Source organism: Lacinutrix sp. MEBiC02595, from assembly GCF_053601555.1.
Genome location: NZ_JBSHNU010000222.1, coordinates 599679 through 619259, shown reverse-complemented (window position 1 = coordinate 619259; position 19581 = coordinate 599679). Strand labels below are relative to the sequence as shown.

Below are 19581 nucleotides of genomic sequence, written 5' to 3'. Positions count from 1 at the left end.
ATGACTTGTAAAAACTGCGATACTTTTTTAAACGAAACCGATGATTTTTGCAATAGTTGTGGCGCAAAAGTGATTCGGAATCGGCTAACTATTAAAAATCTTTTTGAACATTTTACGGAAACCTTTTTTAACTATGACAATAAGTTTCTTCAAACATTTATTCATTTATTTACAAAGCCCGAAGCTGTAATTGGCTGTTATATTGATGGAACACGAAAGAAGTATGTAAATGTTATTAGCTATTTTGCTGTTTCGTTAACTGTTTTTGGTTTACAGTTATTTATAATGAATACTTTTTTTAAAGATGCGTTTGATTTATCCTCTTTTAACAAATCGGCTGCTTCTGGATTTGAATCCCCGGAAGATTTTATAAAATCACAGGAACAGTTTCAAAAAATAATTAGTAATTATCAAAGTTTATTATATATTATTACCATTCCTTTTACTGCCTTTGCTACTTGGATTGCTTTCTATATTTCAAAAAACAGAACTTATAATTACACAGAACATGTAGTAGTTAACCTTTATTATTCTGGGCAAGTTATTATTGTAACTTCGCTAATTACTATTCTATTATTGTTTTTTGGGATTGATTTTCTTACAACTAGCACTATTTTAACTGTGCTTTCTATTTTTTATCTTGCCTATATTTTTAAACGTCTTTTTAATTTAAAATTTGGCGCTTTATTATTAAGAATACTATTAATATTGATTGCTTTTTTATTTATATTCCTTGTTATAATGATAACTTTCTTTATTGTTGTTTTTGTTTTAATCAAAGTATTTAACCTAGATTTCAAGTTTTAAACCTCTTCGGCTTTCATAAACTGCACTTCGTATAAGTTTTTGTAGTAACCATCTTTCTTTTGAAGTAGTTCTTGATGTGTTCCTTCTTCCACAATTTTCCCAGCATCCATAACAATAATTTTGTCGGCTTTTTTAATGGTTGCAAGTCGGTGAGCAATTACGATAGAGGTTCTTCCTTTGGTAATTTTATCGGTAGCATTTTGTATTAATTGTTCCGAATAGGAATCTACAGAAGAAGTAGCTTCGTCTAAAATTAAAATACTAGGATTGGTAACATACGCTCTTAAAAACGAAATTAATTGTCGTTGTCCAGAAGAAAGCATTGCGCCTCTTTCTTTTACGTTATATTGGTAGCCATTAGGTAAACTCATAATAAACTCGTGAATCCCAATATCTTTTGCGGCACGCTGCACTTGCGCTTCGGTAATTTCCGGATTATTTAAAGTAATATTATTTAAAACCGTATCTGCAAACAAAAATACATCTTGTAAAACCACTGCTATTTTAGCACGTAATGAAGCTAATGTAAGCGCTTTAATATTAAAACTATCAATAGTAATGGTACCACTATTAATTTCGTAAAAACGATTCAATAAATTAATAATCGTAGATTTCCCTGCTCCTGTTGCTCCAACAATAGCAACGGTTTCTCCTGCCTTTACGCTAAAAGAAATTCCTTTTAGAACTTCTTCATCTTCCACATAACTAAAGTGCACCTTTTTGAATTCTATATTTCCTTTAAAAGAAGAAACTTCTTGCGTTCCTGCATCATCAATTTGCGATGTGGTATCCAAAATTTTAAACACTCTATTAGCAGCTACCATTCCCATTTGAAGCGTATTAAACTTATCTGCAATTTGGCGTAATGGTCTAAAAAGCATAGGAATAAACATAATAAATGCAAACAAATCTCCTTGGGAAACGGTATTATCTGCCACCGCATTCAATCCACCATACCAAACAATAAGTCCGATAGTTATCGAAGAAGAAAGGTCTGCAATAGGAAAGAAAATAGAGTTATACCAAACGGTTTTTAGCCATCCTTTTTTATGTCTTTCGTTAATTGCTTTAAAGTTTTTAGACTCGGTATCTTCTCTGGTAAAAAGTTGTAATATTTTCATTCCTGTAACGCGTTCTTGTACGAAGGAATTTAGATTTGAAATTTCGGTACGTACTTCTTCCAAAGCGCGTTTCATATATTTCTGAAAAACTCTAGTCGCATACAATACTAACGGAAGCATAGCAAAAACAATAAGGCTTAGTTTCCAATTCATAAAAACCATCACTGCAGAAACCACCACCATAGTTAATAGGTCTCTAAAAATCATAAATAAACCTTCCCCAAAAATATCGGCAATACGCTCCATATCTGTCACCGCTCTTGTAATTAAAACGCCAACCGAAGAATTATCATAATACTTCATTTTAAATTGAAGCAAATGATTAAATAATTTTACACGAATATCTTTAACCACATTTTGCCCAAGCCAGCCAGCATAATAAATAAAAAATAATTGAAAGACGGTTTGCGCGATTAACAAACCAATCATAATTAATATTAACAACAGAAACCCTTCTGCATCTTGCTTAATAATATTATTATCAATCACATACTGTGTTAAATACGGAATTGCAGCACTAAAAGCGGCTAATAAAACAACTGCTAAAAACACACCAATAAAGACCGTTCTATACGGCTTTATGTAATACGTTAGACGTTTTAAAAGTCCGACATCTAATATTTTATCTTGTTTTTTATTTATCATATTTTATAGACTCTGGATATGCCACTTCTATTAAATAAAGGGCATGTGCTGGAACAGAATAGCCAGCTTTACTTCTGTTTTTAGAATTAATGATATCATGCATGGATTCTACTTCTATTTTTCCTAAACCAATACGAACTAAAGTACCAACGATTGCTCGTACCATATTTCGCAAAAAACGATCTGCTTTTATGGTAAACTGTAGTTCTTGATTTACCAATTTCCAATCGGCGCGTGTAATATCACAATTATACGTTTTTACATCTGTATTCGTTTTAGAAAAGCATTGAAAATCTTTATACTGCAATAAAATTCGAGATGCTTCCTGCATTTTAACAATATCTAATTTAGGCCTTACGTAATACGATTGCTCCGAATTAAAAACATCTTTTTTGAGTGCAATTCGGTACAAATATTCTCGGCTTGCCGCATGAAATCTAGCATGTGCATCTTCAATTACTTTAAAAATATTTTGAATTGCAATATCTTTGGGCAGCAAAGCATTTAATTTATAGACTAATTCTGTTTCTAAAAAGACAACTTCCGTATCAAAATGGGCATACATTTGAGAAGCATGAACTCCAGCATCTGTACGACCTGCACCAACAATCGGTGTTTTTTCTTTAAGTAAAACAGACAACGCTTTTTCTATAACTTCTTGTACCGTAATAGCGTTTGGTTGATTCTGCCAACCATGATAAGCTGCACCATTATAAGAAAGTTGTAAAAAATATTTCAAGTTAAAGTAGTATTTTTGTAAAAGGCAAAGATAGAATTTTAATCTATCTTTAAATTTCAAATAAAAGTTAATTAATCTTAAGATTTTCACTTTATAAATCTTAATTCCTAAAAAATAGATTTCCACTTTCGTGGGAAGTATGCATGACTAAAATTCTCCTACTTTCAGACACACATAGTTATATTGACGATGCCATATTAAAGCATGTAAAACAAGCGGATGAAGTCTGGCATGCTGGTGATATTGGCGATTTAAAAGTAACAGATGCTATTCAAAAATTAAAACCGCTACGTGCTGTTTATGGAAACATTGACAACAACGAAGCTAGAATGGAATTCCCAGAAAACAATAGGTTTATGTGTGAAGGTGTCGATGTTTGGATTACACACATTGGCGGTTACCCAAATAGATACGATATTAGAATAAGAGACGAAATAAAAAAGAACCCGCCAAAGCTTTTTATTTCTGGTCACTCGCATATTTTAAAAGTGATGCAAGACAAAAAACTTAACCTATTACACATGAATCCTGGAGCTGCTGGCAAACACGGATTTCAACAAGTAAGAACTATGCTTCGTTTTGTTATTGAAGGAACAACGATTAAAGATTTAGAAGTTATTGAATCTAAGAAATAAAAACGCCTAAAGATTAAACAAAATTATCAATAGGTAAAAGCTTCCTTCTTACAAAAAATTAGGCAAAAAAAAGCCCAAGATCTTCACCTTGGGCTCACGCACTAATACTACTAAGATGATAGGTTTATCGTAATCTATCTACAGATTTTACAAGATCTTCATCCTTCTTAATGGCCTTATTAGCTAAAACTAATAACACGATAGAAATAATAGGAAGAAAAATCCCAATACCTTTCTCAGAAACGTTAGTCTCTCCAGATACGTTTAGCGATTGATACACAAATAATCCTAGTAAAAAAAGATTTAATATGATGTTAAGTCGTCCCAACATAAATTGCGACTTCCTATTTTTAAACATAAATATAGAGATTAAAGATAAAGCTGCTGAGCCTAAAAACAATCCAAAATACAACATATTATCTTTTGCAAAAACTAAAGTGTTATTTACAGTAGTCCATAAATTAAACACAAAAGTTAAACCTGCAGAAACTCCTGCGGCCAATAAAAGATAAATACTTTGTATACGTTGAATCATAAAATTCTTTAAATCTTGAAGACAAAAATAACAGTTTCTTTTATAAAAAGGACAGAAAAACTTAAAATAAAGTTGTATAATTGCAATAACAATGTGTAACATACACGGTTATACCTTGTTAATTCTTCAGAATAAGATCTATTTTCTTCAAAATAATTCAAATTCTATATCTAACACAAAATATTCAATTCAACATAATGTTTGAAATCACACAATTAAAAGAAATGAAGCTACCTGAATTACAGGAAATAGCTAAAACTTTAAACGTATCTAAGTACCGTACTTTAAAAAAATTAGACTTAGTATATCAAATACTAGATCACCAAGCTGCAAATCCTAAAGCTGTAGCAGCAGTTGCACCAGTGGCAAAACCTGTTGAAAAAACAGAAGTAAAAAAACCAAGACAAAGAGTTCAAAAGCCTGCTACTCCAAAACCAGCAGTGCAAAAAACAACGCCAACTACTCCTACAACTCCAGAAAAAAGCGAAGAAGTTGTTACTACAGAAACTAAAGTAGAAGAAAAACAACAACCAAAGCCAAAGTCTAAACCTAATCCAAGACCAAAGCCGCAAGCAAAAAGAGAACCGCAAAAAGCGCAAAAAGAAAAAACAGATTCTACCAGCGACAAACCGGAAAGAGCAGAAAAGCCTAGAGAAAACAAAAAGCCGCAACATAAAAACCAAAACCAGAATAAAAACGCTGGAAATAACGGAAACAAAGACACCAGAAATCGCTATAGAGAACCAGATTTTGAATTTGATGCTATTATAGAAAGTGAAGGTGTTTTAGATGTTATGCAAGATGGTTACGGATTTTTACGTTCTTCAGATTATAACTACTTATCATCACCAGATGATATTTATGTATCGCAATCGCAAATTCGTTTGTTCGGATTAAAAGTTGGAGATACTGTTTTAGGAAATGTTCGTCCGCCAAAAGAAGGTGAAAAATATTTCCCATTAATTAAAGTGAGTAAAATAAATGGTCAAGATCCAAATGTGGTAAGAGACCGTGTTGCTTTTGAGCATTTAACGCCTTTATTTCCACAAGAAAAATTTAACATAGCTGAAAAGCAAGCTACTATTTCTACACGTATCATGGATTTGTTTGCGCCAATTGGTAAAGGACAACGTGGTATGATTGTATCCCAACCAAAGACTGGTAAAACCATGTTATTAAAGGATGTTGCAAATGCTATTGCAGCAAATCATCCAGAAGTATACCAAATGATTTTACTAATTGATGAAAGACCAGAAGAAGTAACAGACATGCAACGTAATGTGCGTGGTGAAGTTATTGCCTCTACTTTTGATAAAGAAGCACACGAGCACGTAAAAATCGCAAATATTGTTTTAGAAAAAGCAAAACGTCTTGTAGAATGCGGGCACGATGTGGTTATTCTTTTAGATTCTATTACACGTCTTGCAAGAGCATACAACTCGGTACAACCAGCATCTGGTAAAATATTAAGTGGTGGTGTAGATGCAAATGCATTACACAAACCAAAACGTTTCTTTGGTGCAGCACGTAACATTGAAAATGGAGGATCTTTAACTATTATAGCTACCGCTTTAACAGAAACAGGCTCGAAAATGGACGAAGTTATCTTTGAAGAATTTAAAGGAACTGGTAACATGGAACTACAATTAGATCGTAAGATTTCTAATCGTAGAATTTTCCCTGCTATTGATTTAACCTCATCCAGTACACGTCGTGATGATATTCTATTAGATGAAACAACCATTAAAAGAATGTGGGTAATGCGTAAATACCTTGCAGATATGAACCCTGTAGAAGCGATGGAGTTTATTAATGAAAGATTTAAACAAACCAGAAACAACGAAGAGTTTTTAATTTCTATGAACGGATAAAACCACTTCACTTATAATACATAAAAAAGCCTTGAGAATCGTCTCAAGGCTTTTTTTATGCGCTTCTTATATACTTATTCACTTAACTATTTAGGCGTTACCACAAGGGTCGTGCTATGCACTACTAGTTTTGGCTCGAAGCGTACGCTCGCCAAAAGCTAACCGTTGCTATCCCTAACGCAGTTAGTAACACCTAATCTAAATATAGTAAACAAAAAAAGCTCCTCCAATGGAGAAGCTTCTTATAATTTCTTGTAGAAGTTTTTACGACTTATAAAGCAGCAACATACTTTGCTAAACCAGACTTAAGGTTCGCAGCTTTATTAGCATGTATAACATTTTTCTTCGCTAATCTATCTAACATAGATATTACAGAAGGAAATAAAGCATCTGCTTCTTTCTTATCCGTTACCTCACGTAACTTCTTGATAGCATTACGCGTTGTTTTATGCTGATATTTGTTTCTTAAACGTTTAGCTTCGTTACTTCTAATTCTTTTTAACGCTGACTTATGATTTGCCATTTGTTTGTTTTTTTCTTTTTATTAAAAAATTGTAGCCCGTAGGGGAATCGAACCCCTCTTACATGGATGAAAACCATGCGTCCTAGCCGATAGACGAACGGGCCTTTTTTGCTTTTGAGATTGCAAATATAATAATAATTTTTAAACCTGCAATAAATTATTTTTAAACTTACAATACTTTTCAAAAAACTCACAACGTTTCCATTGCGGATGCAAAAATACAACTATTTTTAAATGTTGCAATAGCTAAGCAATATTTTTTTCAAAAAAAATGAATTAATATGCTTTTGCAAACAACACTCTACGTTTAGAAGGGTTTCCTGTAAATACACATTTTCCATCTTCTTCTTTTGTATCCATTGGTATACAGCGTATTGTAGCTTTTGTGATCTCTTGGATTTTATCTTCGGTTTCTGTTGTACCATCCCAATGCGCAGAAATAAAACCTCCTTTATTTTTTAAAATATCTTTAAAATCATCGAAATTTTCCACTTCAGTGATGTGAGAATCTCTAAAATCTAGTGCTTTTTGGTATAAACTATTCTGAATTTCTTCTAATAAACGCTCTACTGTAGAAGTTAAATTGTCTATTGCAATCACTTCTTTTGTCTTTGTATCTCGTCTAGCGATCTCTACAGTACCATTTTCTAGATCTTTTGGTCCAATAGCAATACGTAATGGCACTCCTTGTAATTCATGTTGTGCAAACTTAGCTCCTGGTCTATACCCATCTCTATTATCATATTTTACAGAAACGTTTTTTGCATTTAAGTCACTTTTTATCAGGTTTGCAATTTTACTTACTTCTTCAAATTGCTCATCTGTTTTATAAATAGGAACAATAACCACCTGGTTTGGCGCTAAACTTGGAGGCAATACTAATCCTTCATCATCACTATGCGTCATGATTAAAGCACCCATTAATCTTGTAGAAACACCCCAAGATGTTGCCCATACATAATCTTTCTTTCCTTCCTTAGAGGTGAACTTTACATCGAAAGCCTTTGCAAAATTCTGACCTAAAAAGTGAGAGGTACCTGCTTGTAATGCTTTTCCGTCTTGCATTAAAGCTTCAATACAATAGGTTTCATCTGCACCCGCAAAACGTTCACTTTCAGATTTCACACCTTTAACAACAGGCATTGCCATAAAATTTTCTGCAAAAGTGGCATACACGTTATTCATTAATTCTGCTTCTTTAACGGCTTCTCCTTTTGTTGCATGCGCCGTATGCCCTTCTTGCCATAAAAACTCTGCAGTACGAAGAAATAAACGAGTACGCATTTCCCAACGTACTACATTTGCCCATTGGTTTATTAATAAAGGTAAATCCCTATAGGATTGCACCCATCCTTTAAAGGTACTCCATATAATAGCTTCACTAGTTGGTCTTACCACTAATTCTTCTTCTAGTTTTGCTTCCGGATCCACACGAAGTTTCCCTGGGTTATCTGGATCGTTTTGTAATCTATAATGTGTAACAACGGCACACTCTTTTGCAAAGCCTTCCGCATTCTTTTCTTCTGCTTCAAACAAGCTTTTAGGTACAAAAAGAGGGAAATAGGCATTTTGATGTCCTGTTTCTTTAAACATTTTGTCTAATTCTGCTTGCATTTTTTCCCAAATGGCATATCCATAAGGTTTAATAACCATACAACCGCGAACTGCTGAATTCTCTGCTAAATCAGCCTTTACAACCAATTCGTTATACCATTTGGAGTAGTCTTCTGCTCTACTTGTTAGTTTTTTGCTCATATACAGGGTTTTGGCACAAATATTGTGACTATGTTAAATAATGAAATAGTTCAGCAAAACTAACTATTTTTGTATAGTTCAACAATAAAATCTTAAGAGATATGCAATTTAAAAAATACACCAAAGCACAAATGCCCTTTTTAGCACTATTAGCTATTGCTTTTGTTTTGACCTCATGTGGTTCATCACAATACGTTAGCGAAGATAATGATGGTATTTATGGATCGACGCAAGAACCTGTAGAACACAATGATGTAGTTAATGATGAAAACAGCTTATACTACAAAAATTATTTTCAAGAAAACGCTACAGAATATGATTACATAACAGAGGAAGATGCTGTATTTACAGATATTGATTCCTATGAAGGTAATTATGTTGAACAAGAAACTACAGAACCACAATCTTACGCAGGTTGGGGACAAGACAATAACGATGTAACCATAAACGTATACTCTAACTTTGGAGGTTATGGATACAACAATTACTGGAATAGACCTTATGGATATGGTTATTCTTCTTATTGGAATTCTGGTTGGGGATATTCTGGCTTTTATGATCCTTTCTGGGGTTCTCCTTATTATGGTGGCTTTTACGGATATGGTTATGGAGGATATTACCATTCTCCATACTGGAATAATTATGGGTATAACAATTACCATGGTAGAAATAGTGTAGCATATCACAGTTCAAGACGTGGTAACAGTATAATTAACGGAAGAAATAGTGCTATCTACGGTAGAAACACAACTAGATCTAATGTGAGAACAACTACTCCTAGAAGAAGAAATAGTACAACAACGCAAACAACCAGACCTAGAACGAGTACTTCAACGTCTACAAGACCTAGAACAAGGACTACTACAACAAAACCTAGAACAACGACTAAACCTAGAACAACGACTAAACCTAGAGTACAATCCACTAGAACTAGAACAAACACGACTACAACAACACCAAGAAGCAACACGTATTCTACGCCAAGATCTTCATCTAATAGAGGTAGCTCTGCATCAGGATCTTCATCAAGTAGCCGCAGTTCTTCTAGCAGTAGAAGTTCTTCTAGTAGTAGCAGTAGAAGATAATTCAAAATAAAAAAATCACTAACGAGCTAACCACCCATTTTATTAAAGGTGTTAGCTCGTTTTATTTATACTAATTAAATTATTTATACATGAAAAAAGGAATCTTACTGTGCATAGGCTTTATGTCTATGTCGCTAACTTACGCACAAGACATTACAGATGCACTACGTTATGCCAAAGATGACGTTCAAGGAACTGCAAGATATAGAGCATTAAGTGGTGCTTTTGGAGCACTTGGTGGAGATATGAGTGCCATAACTATTAATCCTGCAGGTTCTTCCGTTTTTAACGATAGCCACATTTCTATATCCCTATCTAATCAAAACAAAAAGACCGATACTCGATATTTTAATGGAAAAAATAATGACTCAGAATCGAATGTCGATTTAAACCAAATTGGTGCTGCCTTTATATTTAATAATGGAAACGCTAATTCTAATTGGAAAAAATTCACACTAGGTGTTACTTACAATAAAATAGAAGATTACAATACGGATTGGTTTGCTCAAGGGACAAATAATAACAATTCTATTGGTGATTATTTTTTACAAAATGCAGACGGATTACGATTAGATCGTATTTCACGTTTTGAAGGAGAGTCTTATGGAGAGGCATATAGTGATATTGGTGTCACCTATGGAGATCAAAACCAACAGGCTTTTTTAGGTTATGAATCTTATATTTTAGAACCAGATGCGAATACAGATGATAACATCTTTTACACTTCGAATATCGGAGATGGAGAATACAACCAAGAATACACCTATGCAGCAACTGGTTATAATGGAAAATTCACCATTAATGCTTCTACTCAATATGGCGAAAACCTATATTTAGGAGTAAACGTAAACACGCATTTTATAAACTACGAACGTTCTACTTATTTATTTGAAGGAAATGATAATACAGGTTCCCTAATTAATGAAGTTGGTTTTGAAAATAACTTAAAAACAATTGGCTCTGGAATCTCATTACAACTTGGAGGAATTTTTAAGGTTACAGAACAATTTAGAGTTGGTTTATCTTATGACACACCAACTTGGTACACCATAGAAGATGAAACCAGCCAATCTATTAAAACGTTGAGTTATGATGGAATTGCATTAGAAGATGGCGGCACTTTTTACAACGCCAACATCAATCCAAGAGTACTCAATTTATACGAACAATACAATTTAAAAACACCAGGGAAGTTAACAGGAAGCTTAGCTTATGTTTTTGGAACTCGTGGTTTATTAAGTTTTGATTATTCTTTAAAAGACTACAGCAATACTAAATTTAAACCGGCGTCGGATATAGATTTTGCTTATCAGAATAATATCATGAACGATAGATTAACGACTGCAGCTACGTATAAAATAGGTGGTGAATATAAAATAAAGCAGTTTAGCTTAAGAGGTGGCTATAGAATGGAAGAAAGCCCATATAAGGATGAAGAAACCATTGGAGACTTAACAGGATATTCTTTAGGTTTAGGATATAATTTTGGAAAACTAAAATTAGATATAACTTTCGATCAATGGCAAAGAGAAACGAACTATCAACTATATCAAGTTGGTTTAACGGATGCAGCAAATTTAGATAGTAAAAATGCGAACGTGACTATGTCTGTTAGTTTTAACTTATAACCTTAAAATAATTATTTAATATAAAAAAACCGGAACATTCATTGTTCCGGTTTTTTTATATTATTATTTGTTGCTTTTATCTCTTTAAAGTAAAATGAGAAACATATTCTTTTTTACCTATACCATTAACAATGTTTGGCTCTTTGTACTCTATAGAAAACCAATAATCATTAGGAGGCACTGGTTGTCCATTAAAAGTTCCATCCCAGCCAATACTAGCAGCATTGAATTGTTTTATTAATTTACCATATCTATCAAAAATAGAAATTACGGCATCCGGATTAATACCAGTAATTCGCCATACATCATTATACCCATCATTATTGGGTGTAAAAACTAACGGATAGTCTACTACTAATATGGAAGTGCTTATTTGTCCGCAACCATTAATATCTCTCACGGTAATACTATTTTCACCCATAATAACATCACTAAAGGTATAACTATTACCATTCCCTTCAAAAACACCATGATTCAAACTAAACTCATAATTGCCTTCTAATCCTAATTCTTCATTAACATGCACTTCAATAACATTCGCGCTATTAAATACTTCAGAAATAACTTCAACCGATAAAGCTGTAGGTGTATAACTACCTATTACTTGTGAAATCGTATTTTCATCATCTATAGCTGTGGTACAACCCGTACTATTATTAGTAACTAATACACTGTAAACGCCAGGCTCTAAAGGTTCATAAAACGAATCCACACTTAATATAGTAGTAGGATTACTTATTTCCATCCATTCAAAACTATATTCTGCTGTAGATAATTCGGTATCTAGAATTGGATTATCAATAAGTTCCGTGCCATTAGTATTTTCACAAATATAAAAATTATCTAAATGTACTATTGGATTTAAAAGAACAGACAAATCAAAGTCCCCAACACTAAAGCATTCTATTATAGGGGACGCAGTATTATCAATTCTAACATAAATTATTTCATGAGCAAACGTATTAACATATGCACTAAGAAGTTGATTTTCATGAGCAATAGCATCTTCCTCTGACGAAAAATAAGAAACGGAATATAGGTCTGGATTCAAACCATTTAAAACTTCTTCATTCCAAGAGTCGAGATCAAACGCACCAATGCCATCATTTTCATTTAAATTATCACATATAATATATGGTTCGATATCCTCTTTAACAATAGGTGTCTCAATAAATTCTACTTCATACTCAAATACATTAAGCAAACCGCCATGTATATCATAAACTTCTGCCATATAATTATTAGTATGCATAGATAGAAATACTTCTTCATCTCCACCTGCTATTAAAAGGTAAGATCCTGGATTTACTATATCTTCCTCGTACCAAATATATGTTTCTGCATTTTCAGTATGCGCATTTAACGCTATAGACTCTCCTTCACAGGCTTTTAACCCCTCTAAAATAGCACAATTAGTAGTACCATCTCCAGAATTCTGATTTATGGAAATAACTCCGGATTCTCCAGAAAAGTTGGTCACTAATAACATATAAAACTCACCCGAAACAGCATTTGTAATAAAAACATTTTCAACACCATTTGGGGAATAACTACAATCTATAATATTAGAGCTGGTTAACCCAGAATTACATGCTTCTGTAGTATCTACAAACGGCCCGTACAATATAAAGTCCACATCCAAATTAGGTACTCCCAGTAAATCATTAGTTTGCTGAATGGTTAAATAAATTTCACCACTTATTCCTATTTGAAGAAAAAACCAAGCTGGATTAGGTTGCGTTGTAAGACAGCCATAATCTGGTCCTAGCTCCGCTGTAGAATAATCTGATGTATTTAAAAAAGATAAATCTGTGGAACTACAAATAGGCTCAGCGGTTACGCACGAAGACGCACCACCATTTAGTTGTCCAGAAACTAAGGAGCTAGAAAAAAGAAAAAGAAGCACCAATAATACTCTCATTTTATAAGTTACAAATTATCTCTTCAAAGTAAAATGAGCTCTAAATTCTTTTACACTTGTATCTTCTAAATTATTAGGGTCTCTGTACTCTAAAGAAAACCAGTAATCACTTGATGGTAAAGGTTGTCCGTTAAAAGTTCCATCCCAACCAATACTAGTAGGACTTAGTTGTTTTATTAATTTACCATATCTATCAAAAATATGAATTACAGCATCTGGATTAATACCAGAAATACGCCATGTATCGTTATGTCCATCATTATTTGGCGTAAAGAATAATGGGTAATCTACTACTAATATTGTAGTACTATCATCTCCACATCCATCTGCATCTCTTACCGTTATGGTATGATTTCCTGCTGTTACATTATTAAAGGTATAGATATTTGTTCCATTACTTACAAAAGGACCATTATCAATACTAAATTCATAAGATGCACCAGGAATATCATCTACACTTGCCTGAATAACATTTTCACTTGCAAATGTTTCAGAAACAATAACAGCTTCTAATCCTGTTGGCGGAATACTATTTGTAACTACAGACATGGTATTAGGATCTCCCATAACCGTTACACAACCTGTACTATTATTTGTAATAAATACACTATACGTTCCAGCTGCTACAGGCTCGTAAAAAGAATTTGTTCCTAAAACAGTAGTTGGATTACTAGCTTCCGTCCACTCAAAAGAATAATCCAATGTACTTAAACCAGTATCTATTGTTGGATCATTTACAATATTACCGTCATTATCAAAACATAATATAAACGAATCCTGAAGATCTACAATTGGTCTAGGGTTTACTGTAAATGTTTCTACTTGAGAATCCCTACATGTTCCTCCCGTGGTATACAAAATAGAATATGTAGCTCCAGGAATTGCATCTGTTACTTCTCCTGTAGCGCTATCAATTATAGAACCATCTGCAGGATCTATATCGAATATAAATACACCTCCTGAAGTTCCTGTTACATTTGCTGTTCCTCCAAAACAATTTGGAGTCATACTAAACGAAGCATCTTCTAATGGAATAATCATAACCGTTTCTGAATCCGATAATACACTGGAACAAGTAGTTGTTGGCGTAGTTACACTTGTTAATTGAATAGTTTGAGTTGCAGTAGCCCCAGAAACCGTTACCGTTGCTACACCTGAAGCATTTAGTGTTACTGGACTTGCAGGAACTCCCACAATTCCCGAGTAATAAACTACATCTCCTGCTGTTCCTGTTATAGTAAACTCTGCATCTGTTCCTGAACAAGTACTAAAATTACTTGTTAATGATATTATTGTTGGATTAGGATTTATGATAACTGTATTCGTTTCAGATAAAGTCCCGCTACAACCTGTACTCGGACTACTAGCGTTCGTTAATACTATTGTTTGATCTACAGTCGCGCTAGTTACTGTTACTATTGCTACACCGGAAGCATCTAAAGTTACTGGACTTACAGGAATTCCTGTCACTCCTGAGTAATCAATTATATCTCCTGCTGTTCCTGTTATAGTAAATAAAACATCCTCTCCTGAACAAGCACTTCCATCACTTGTTAAAACTACTGTTGGTGGCGCTATTATGGAAACTGTTTCTGTATCTAACAACACACTAGAACAAGTCGTTGTAGTGTTTGTTACCAAATCTAAAGTAATTGTTTGATTTGCTGTTACTCCCGAAACTGTTATTGTAGCCAAACCGGATGCATCTAGCGTTACAGGACTTCCAGGAACTCCTGTCACGCCAGAATAATCGACTATATCTCCTGCTGTTCCTGTTATGGTAAATATCGCATCATCTCCAGAACATACACTTGTATTACTTGTTAAGGATAATATGACTGGATTAGGATTTATAGTAATTGTTGCGGTATCTGTAAGCGTACTGGAACAAGTAGTTGCTGGAGTAGTTACTGTACTTAAGAAAATTGTCTGGTCTGTTGTAGCTGCTGTTACTGTTACCGTTGCTTCCCCTGAAGCGTTTAAAGTTACAGGGCTTACTGGAGTTCCTGTTACTCCTGTATAATCTACTACATCTCCTGCGGTTCCTGTTATCGTAAACACTGCATCACTTCCAGAACAAACATCTGTATTTGTTGTTAAAGATACTATTGTAGGATTTGCATTTACCGTAACCGTATTTGTATCTGATAACGCACTAGAACATGTAGTTGTTGGGTTATTCACAGTATCTAATGTAATCGTTTGATCTGTAGTTACACCAGTTACTGTTATCATTGCTGTACCAGAAGCATCTAAAGTTACTGGACTTGCTGGCAATCCTGTTATCCCAGAGTAATCAACTATATCTCCTGCTGTTCCTGAAATAGTAAATACTGCATCACCTCCAGAACATGTACTACCATTACTTACTAATGTAACCGTTGGTGCTGCAATTATTGTAACCGTTTCCGTATCTGATAATGTACCAGAACAAGTAGTGGTGGTATTCGTTACAGTTGTTAAACTAATGGTTTGATTTGTGGTTACTCCTGCTACTGTAATTGTTGATATACCTGAAGCGTCTAGAGTTACTGGGCTTGCTGGTGTTCCCGATACTCCCGTGTAATCTACTACATCTCCTGCTGTTCCTGTTATTGTAAAAACGGCATCTTCTCCCGAACAAATATTCATATTACTCGTTAGCGATACTATTGTTGGACTAGCGATTATGGTAATCGTTGCCGTATCTGTTAAAGCACTAGAACAAGTAGTTACTGGGTTCGTAACCGTAGACAACACCATAGTTTGATTTGTTGTTACTCCTGTAACGGTAACTGTTGCTATACCTGAAGCATCTAAGGTAACCGGACTTCCTGGCGCTCCCGTTACTCCTGTATAATCTACCACATCTCCTGCTGTTCCTGTTATAGTAAATATAGCATCGCTTCCAGAACAAACATCGGTATTCGTTGTTAATGAGATTATTGTTGGATTCGCATTTATAGTAACCGTATCCATTTCTGACAAAGCACCACTACAACCTGTACTTGGATTACTAACATTAGTTAACGTTATCGTTTGATCTGTTGTTACTCCTGCTACTGTTACTGTTGCTACACCAGAAGCATCTAATGTAACCGGACTTATTGGTGTTCCTATAACTCCTGTATAATCTACTACATCTCCTGCTGTTCCTGTTATAGTAAATACCGCATCATCTCCAGAACAAGCACTACCATTACTTGTTAAAACAATGGTTGGATTTGCATTAATAGTAACCGTCGCTGTATCTGTTAATGGACTAGAACAAGTAGTTGTTGCGTTAGTCACAGAACCTAATGTTATAGTTTGATTTGTTGTTACTCCTGTTACAGTTACTAATGCTACACCAGATGCATCTATAGTTACTGGACTTGCAGGAGTTCCTGTTATTCCTGTATAAGCGACAACATCGCCTGCTGTTCCATTTATAGTAAACGTTGCATTTCCACCAGAACAGGTAGAAACATTACTTGTTAAGGATGTTATTGTTGGATTTGCATTTACGGTAATTGTTGCCGTATCCGATAAAGCACTAGAACAAGTAGTTGTTGTGTTTGTTACCGTACTTAATGTAATGGTTTGATCTACTGTTGCTCCCGTAACTGTAATTACTGCTTCTCCTGAAGCATCCAAAGTTACTGGACTTACTGGAGTTCCTGTTACACCAGTATAATCTACCACATCTCCCGCTGTTCCTGTTATAGTAAACACGGCATCATTTCCAGAACAGATATCTGTATTTGTTGTTAATGATGTAATTGTAGGGTTCGCATTTATGGTAACGGTTTCTACTTCTGATAAAGCACCACCACAACCTGTAGTTGGGTTACTTACATTAGTTAGTGTAATCGTTTGATTTGTAGATACTCCTGCTACAGTTACTGTTGCTAGACCTGAAGCATCTAAGGTTACTGGACTCACTGGAGTTCCTGTTACTCCTGTATAATCTACAATATCTCCTGCAGTTCCTGTAATAGTAAAGACTGCATCTTCGCCAGAACAAGCACTACTATTACTTGCTAAAGTAATGGACGGATTCGCATTTATAGTAACGGTTTCGGTGTTGGTTAGTGTTCCCGAACACGTTGTACTTGGATTGGTAACATTGGTTAAAGTAATCGTTTGATCTGTTGTTACACCTGCTACTGTTACTAAAGCTACTCCGGATGCATCTAATGTTACTGGACTTGCTGGAGATCCTGCAATACCTGTATAACTAACAACATCTCCTGCTGTTCCTGAAATAGTAAACTCTGCATTTCCTCCAGAACAGGTAGAAACATTACTAGTTAAGCCAATGGATGTTGGACTAGCATTTATGGTAACCGTCTCTGAAGTAGATACTGGTCCGCCACAAGTAGCACTTGGGTTATTAATATTAGTTAATGTAATCGTTTGATCTGTTGTTGCTCCAGCTACTGTTACTGTTCCTACACCAGAAGCATCTAAGGTTACTGGACTTGCCGGAGTTCCTGTTACTCCTGTATAATCTACAACATCTCCTGCTGATCCTGTTAAAGTAAACACGGCATCATCACCAGAACAAATTGGTGAGTTTGAAGTTAATGTAACTACAGGTGCTGCTACAATATTTACTGTTGCTGATGTAGTTAATGGTCCACCACAAATAGAATTCAAATTATCGGAAGACAATAAATTAAGTGTTTGTGATGTTGTAATTCCTGTTATAGTAATTACAAATTCTTCTGTAGCATCTAAAGTAATCGTTTGTGTAGTTCCTCCATTAAGATTATATTCTATCACATCGTTTTCTGAACCAGAAATAGTAAACACCGCGTCTCCACCTGGACATGTATCTGGACTACTTGTTACTGTAATTACTGGCGTTGGCGATACCACAACCGTTATTGGTTTGTAGGCTAAGATTACATCACTTGTTAGAGCATCTGTATACGTTACCTGAGCTACATACGTTGTTGTTTGGCTTGGGTTTACATCTAACCCTGTTGGATCTGTACCAATTACAGCGCCAGACTCATCTAGCCATTGAAAGCTAGTAACGGTATTTGCAGTTCCATTAGGATAAAACTGCCAAGCTTCTGGTGTTGCAACATTCCAAACGCCTGTATTTCTACCAGGAGGTGAAATACCCTCTGTACCTGCATTATTTTGTATCCCTACAGCTGCTCTACCACCTGCCCAAGCTGCACAAATATCTTTTTGAAAAAGATAGTTTTCAATAATATTTGTGGTTTCATAAAATATTATCATTTGGGTAGATCGTGTTGCTCCCCAACAAGAATATTGTCCTACATTAAAAAATGTAAAAACAAAAGCTCTAAAAGGAGCTTCTCCTTTTATACTATAGGTTGTTCTATAACTCCCAGCAGTGATTGGGTCCGTTCCCGTTGTAGTTCTAGGGTACATATCATGAATAGCTCCAAAAATATTTCCATTTCTTAAAGCTGCATCTGTATTATTAGGGATTAATGCTCCCGCGGCTGGAGTCCAATAATGACCTGCACCTGCATTACTAGTATCAAAACTTACCGCTCCGTTAGTAGATAATACACAGGAGGAGTAGTTTTGTTCGTAAAACTCAAAATCGAAGGCAAAATTTAAAACGGAACTCCAATTATCATCGGTAGTTAAAGGTGTATCTGCGGCAGTATCTCCAAAAGAAAAAGGAGGATTTACTGGTATGGATCTCACGTCATAACTATCAGAAGTACCGACTTCTGTATAATCTGCTGTTAAAGTTAAAGTTGGTATCGTACCTGTATCTAAATCAACGCAAAAAGCATCTGTAATACAAACATTAGCACCACAGCTTATGCTACCACTACTTGTATTTAATGAGATTTGTGAAGAACCCGTACCTGCACTATAAGTAGCAGGAAACACTCTAATTTCTATTTGGGCAGTATCGCAATTAGAAGGAACGGCATTTTCGCAAATCTGGTATGTAATATAGTAAATGCCTTGCGGCGTATTTGCTGCAATACTAACAAAACCCAATGGATTGAAAGTTATAAATCCTAAAGGATCAGGAATAGTTTCCGTTAGTGTAAAATCACCATAAGTGGTATTAATAAGCGCTGTACCATTAAAATAATCATTTGCCCACATTCGCGGTCCAGCTGCGTTTGCTGGGCCTGGATTATCCGATCGACCTACAACTACATCATCTATAGCAATAAGCTGCGCATAAGTAGTGTTAATAAATAGTAAACAACATAAAATAAGTAACTTTTTCATAGAGAGAAATAAAGGTGTAATTTAATTAACACATAGCTTATCAACTAAATAGCTATTAATATTTAAAATAATTGCTTAAAATTAAGAAAATTTTAGTAAACTTATCGTTAAATTA

Annotated in this window: 12 protein-coding genes and 1 tRNA gene; 5 read left to right on the top strand and 8 right to left on the bottom strand. The window is 34.6% G+C overall.

Annotated elements, in window-relative coordinates; all coding sequences use genetic code 11:
* Positions 1 to 807: a DUF3667 domain-containing protein gene (locus tag ACVCZW_RS12595; RefSeq protein WP_452232567.1), complete on the top strand. Its 807-nt coding sequence runs from the start codon at positions 1 to 3 to the stop codon at positions 805 to 807.
* Here ACVCZW_RS12595 and ACVCZW_RS12590 read toward each other — a convergent pair.
* Entirely contained in the window at positions 804 to 2573 is a 1770-nt protein-coding gene (locus ACVCZW_RS12590) for an ABC transporter ATP-binding protein (protein WP_452232566.1), read from the bottom strand. The genes ACVCZW_RS12595 and ACVCZW_RS12590 overlap by 4 nt on opposite strands.
* Positions 2563 to 3312 (bottom strand): tRNA pseudouridine(38-40) synthase TruA, encoded by a 750-nt coding sequence (gene truA, locus ACVCZW_RS12585; protein ID WP_452232565.1) that lies wholly within the window; start codon positions 3310 to 3312, stop codon positions 2563 to 2565. The genes ACVCZW_RS12590 and truA overlap by 11 nt, the downstream gene beginning before the upstream one ends.
* Before the next feature lie 143 nt (positions 3313 to 3455).
* On the opposite strand from truA, the gene ACVCZW_RS12580 reads away from it, so the two are divergent.
* Entirely contained in the window at positions 3456 to 3947 is a 492-nt protein-coding gene (locus ACVCZW_RS12580) for a metallophosphoesterase family protein (RefSeq protein ID WP_452228232.1), read from the top strand.
* Positions 3948 to 4071: 124 nt separating this feature from the next.
* On the opposite strand, the gene ACVCZW_RS12575 is transcribed toward ACVCZW_RS12580, so the two are convergent.
* Positions 4072 to 4482 carry a DUF4293 domain-containing protein gene (locus ACVCZW_RS12575; protein ID WP_452228233.1) on the bottom strand — a complete coding sequence of 137 codons (411 nt, stop codon included), beginning with the start codon at positions 4480 to 4482 and terminating at the stop codon, positions 4072 to 4074.
* Between the two features lie 197 nt (positions 4483 to 4679).
* Between ACVCZW_RS12575 and rho the strand changes: the two genes are divergently transcribed.
* Positions 4680 to 6353: a transcription termination factor Rho gene (gene rho / locus ACVCZW_RS12570; RefSeq protein WP_452228234.1), complete on the top strand. Its 1674-nt coding sequence runs from the start codon at positions 4680 to 4682 to the stop codon at positions 6351 to 6353.
* A gap of 271 nt (positions 6354 to 6624) precedes the next feature.
* On the opposite strand, the gene rpsT is transcribed toward rho, so the two are convergent.
* From rpsT to proS, 3 genes are all read right to left on the bottom strand, one after another.
* Positions 6625 to 6876, bottom strand: coding sequence for a 30S ribosomal protein S20 (gene rpsT, locus ACVCZW_RS12565; protein ID WP_452228235.1), 252 nt, complete (start codon positions 6874 to 6876; stop codon positions 6625 to 6627).
* A gap of 32 nt (positions 6877 to 6908) precedes the next feature.
* Positions 6909 to 6980 (bottom strand) — tRNA-Glu (locus ACVCZW_RS12560).
* Positions 6981 to 7152: 172 nt separating this feature from the next.
* Positions 7153 to 8631, bottom strand: coding sequence for a proline--tRNA ligase (proS, locus tag ACVCZW_RS12555; RefSeq protein WP_452228236.1), 1479 nt, complete (start codon positions 8629 to 8631; stop codon positions 7153 to 7155).
* A gap of 101 nt (positions 8632 to 8732) precedes the next feature.
* Between proS and ACVCZW_RS12550 the strand changes: the two genes are divergently transcribed.
* Both ACVCZW_RS12550 and ACVCZW_RS12545 read left to right on the top strand, forming a co-directional pair.
* On the top strand, positions 8733 to 9716 hold the full coding sequence (locus ACVCZW_RS12550; protein ID WP_452232564.1) for a hypothetical protein: 984 nt from the start codon (positions 8733 to 8735) through the stop codon (positions 9714 to 9716).
* Positions 9717 to 9805: 89 nt separating this feature from the next.
* Positions 9806 to 11344, top strand: coding sequence for an OmpP1/FadL family transporter (locus ACVCZW_RS12545; RefSeq protein ID WP_452228238.1), 1539 nt, complete (start codon positions 9806 to 9808; stop codon positions 11342 to 11344).
* Between the two features lie 76 nt (positions 11345 to 11420).
* Here the strand turns inward: ACVCZW_RS12545 and ACVCZW_RS12540 are convergent, their stop codons facing one another.
* Positions 11421 to 13265, bottom strand: a complete 1845-nt coding sequence (locus tag ACVCZW_RS12540; protein ID WP_452228239.1) for a T9SS type B sorting domain-containing protein — start codon at positions 13263 to 13265, stop codon at positions 11421 to 11423.
* Between the two features lie 15 nt (positions 13266 to 13280).
* Positions 13281 to 19466 carry a T9SS type B sorting domain-containing protein gene (locus tag ACVCZW_RS12535; protein WP_452232563.1) on the bottom strand — a complete coding sequence of 2062 codons (6186 nt, stop codon included), beginning with the start codon at positions 19464 to 19466 and terminating at the stop codon, positions 13281 to 13283.
* Between the last annotated feature and the right edge of the window lie 115 nt (positions 19467 to 19581).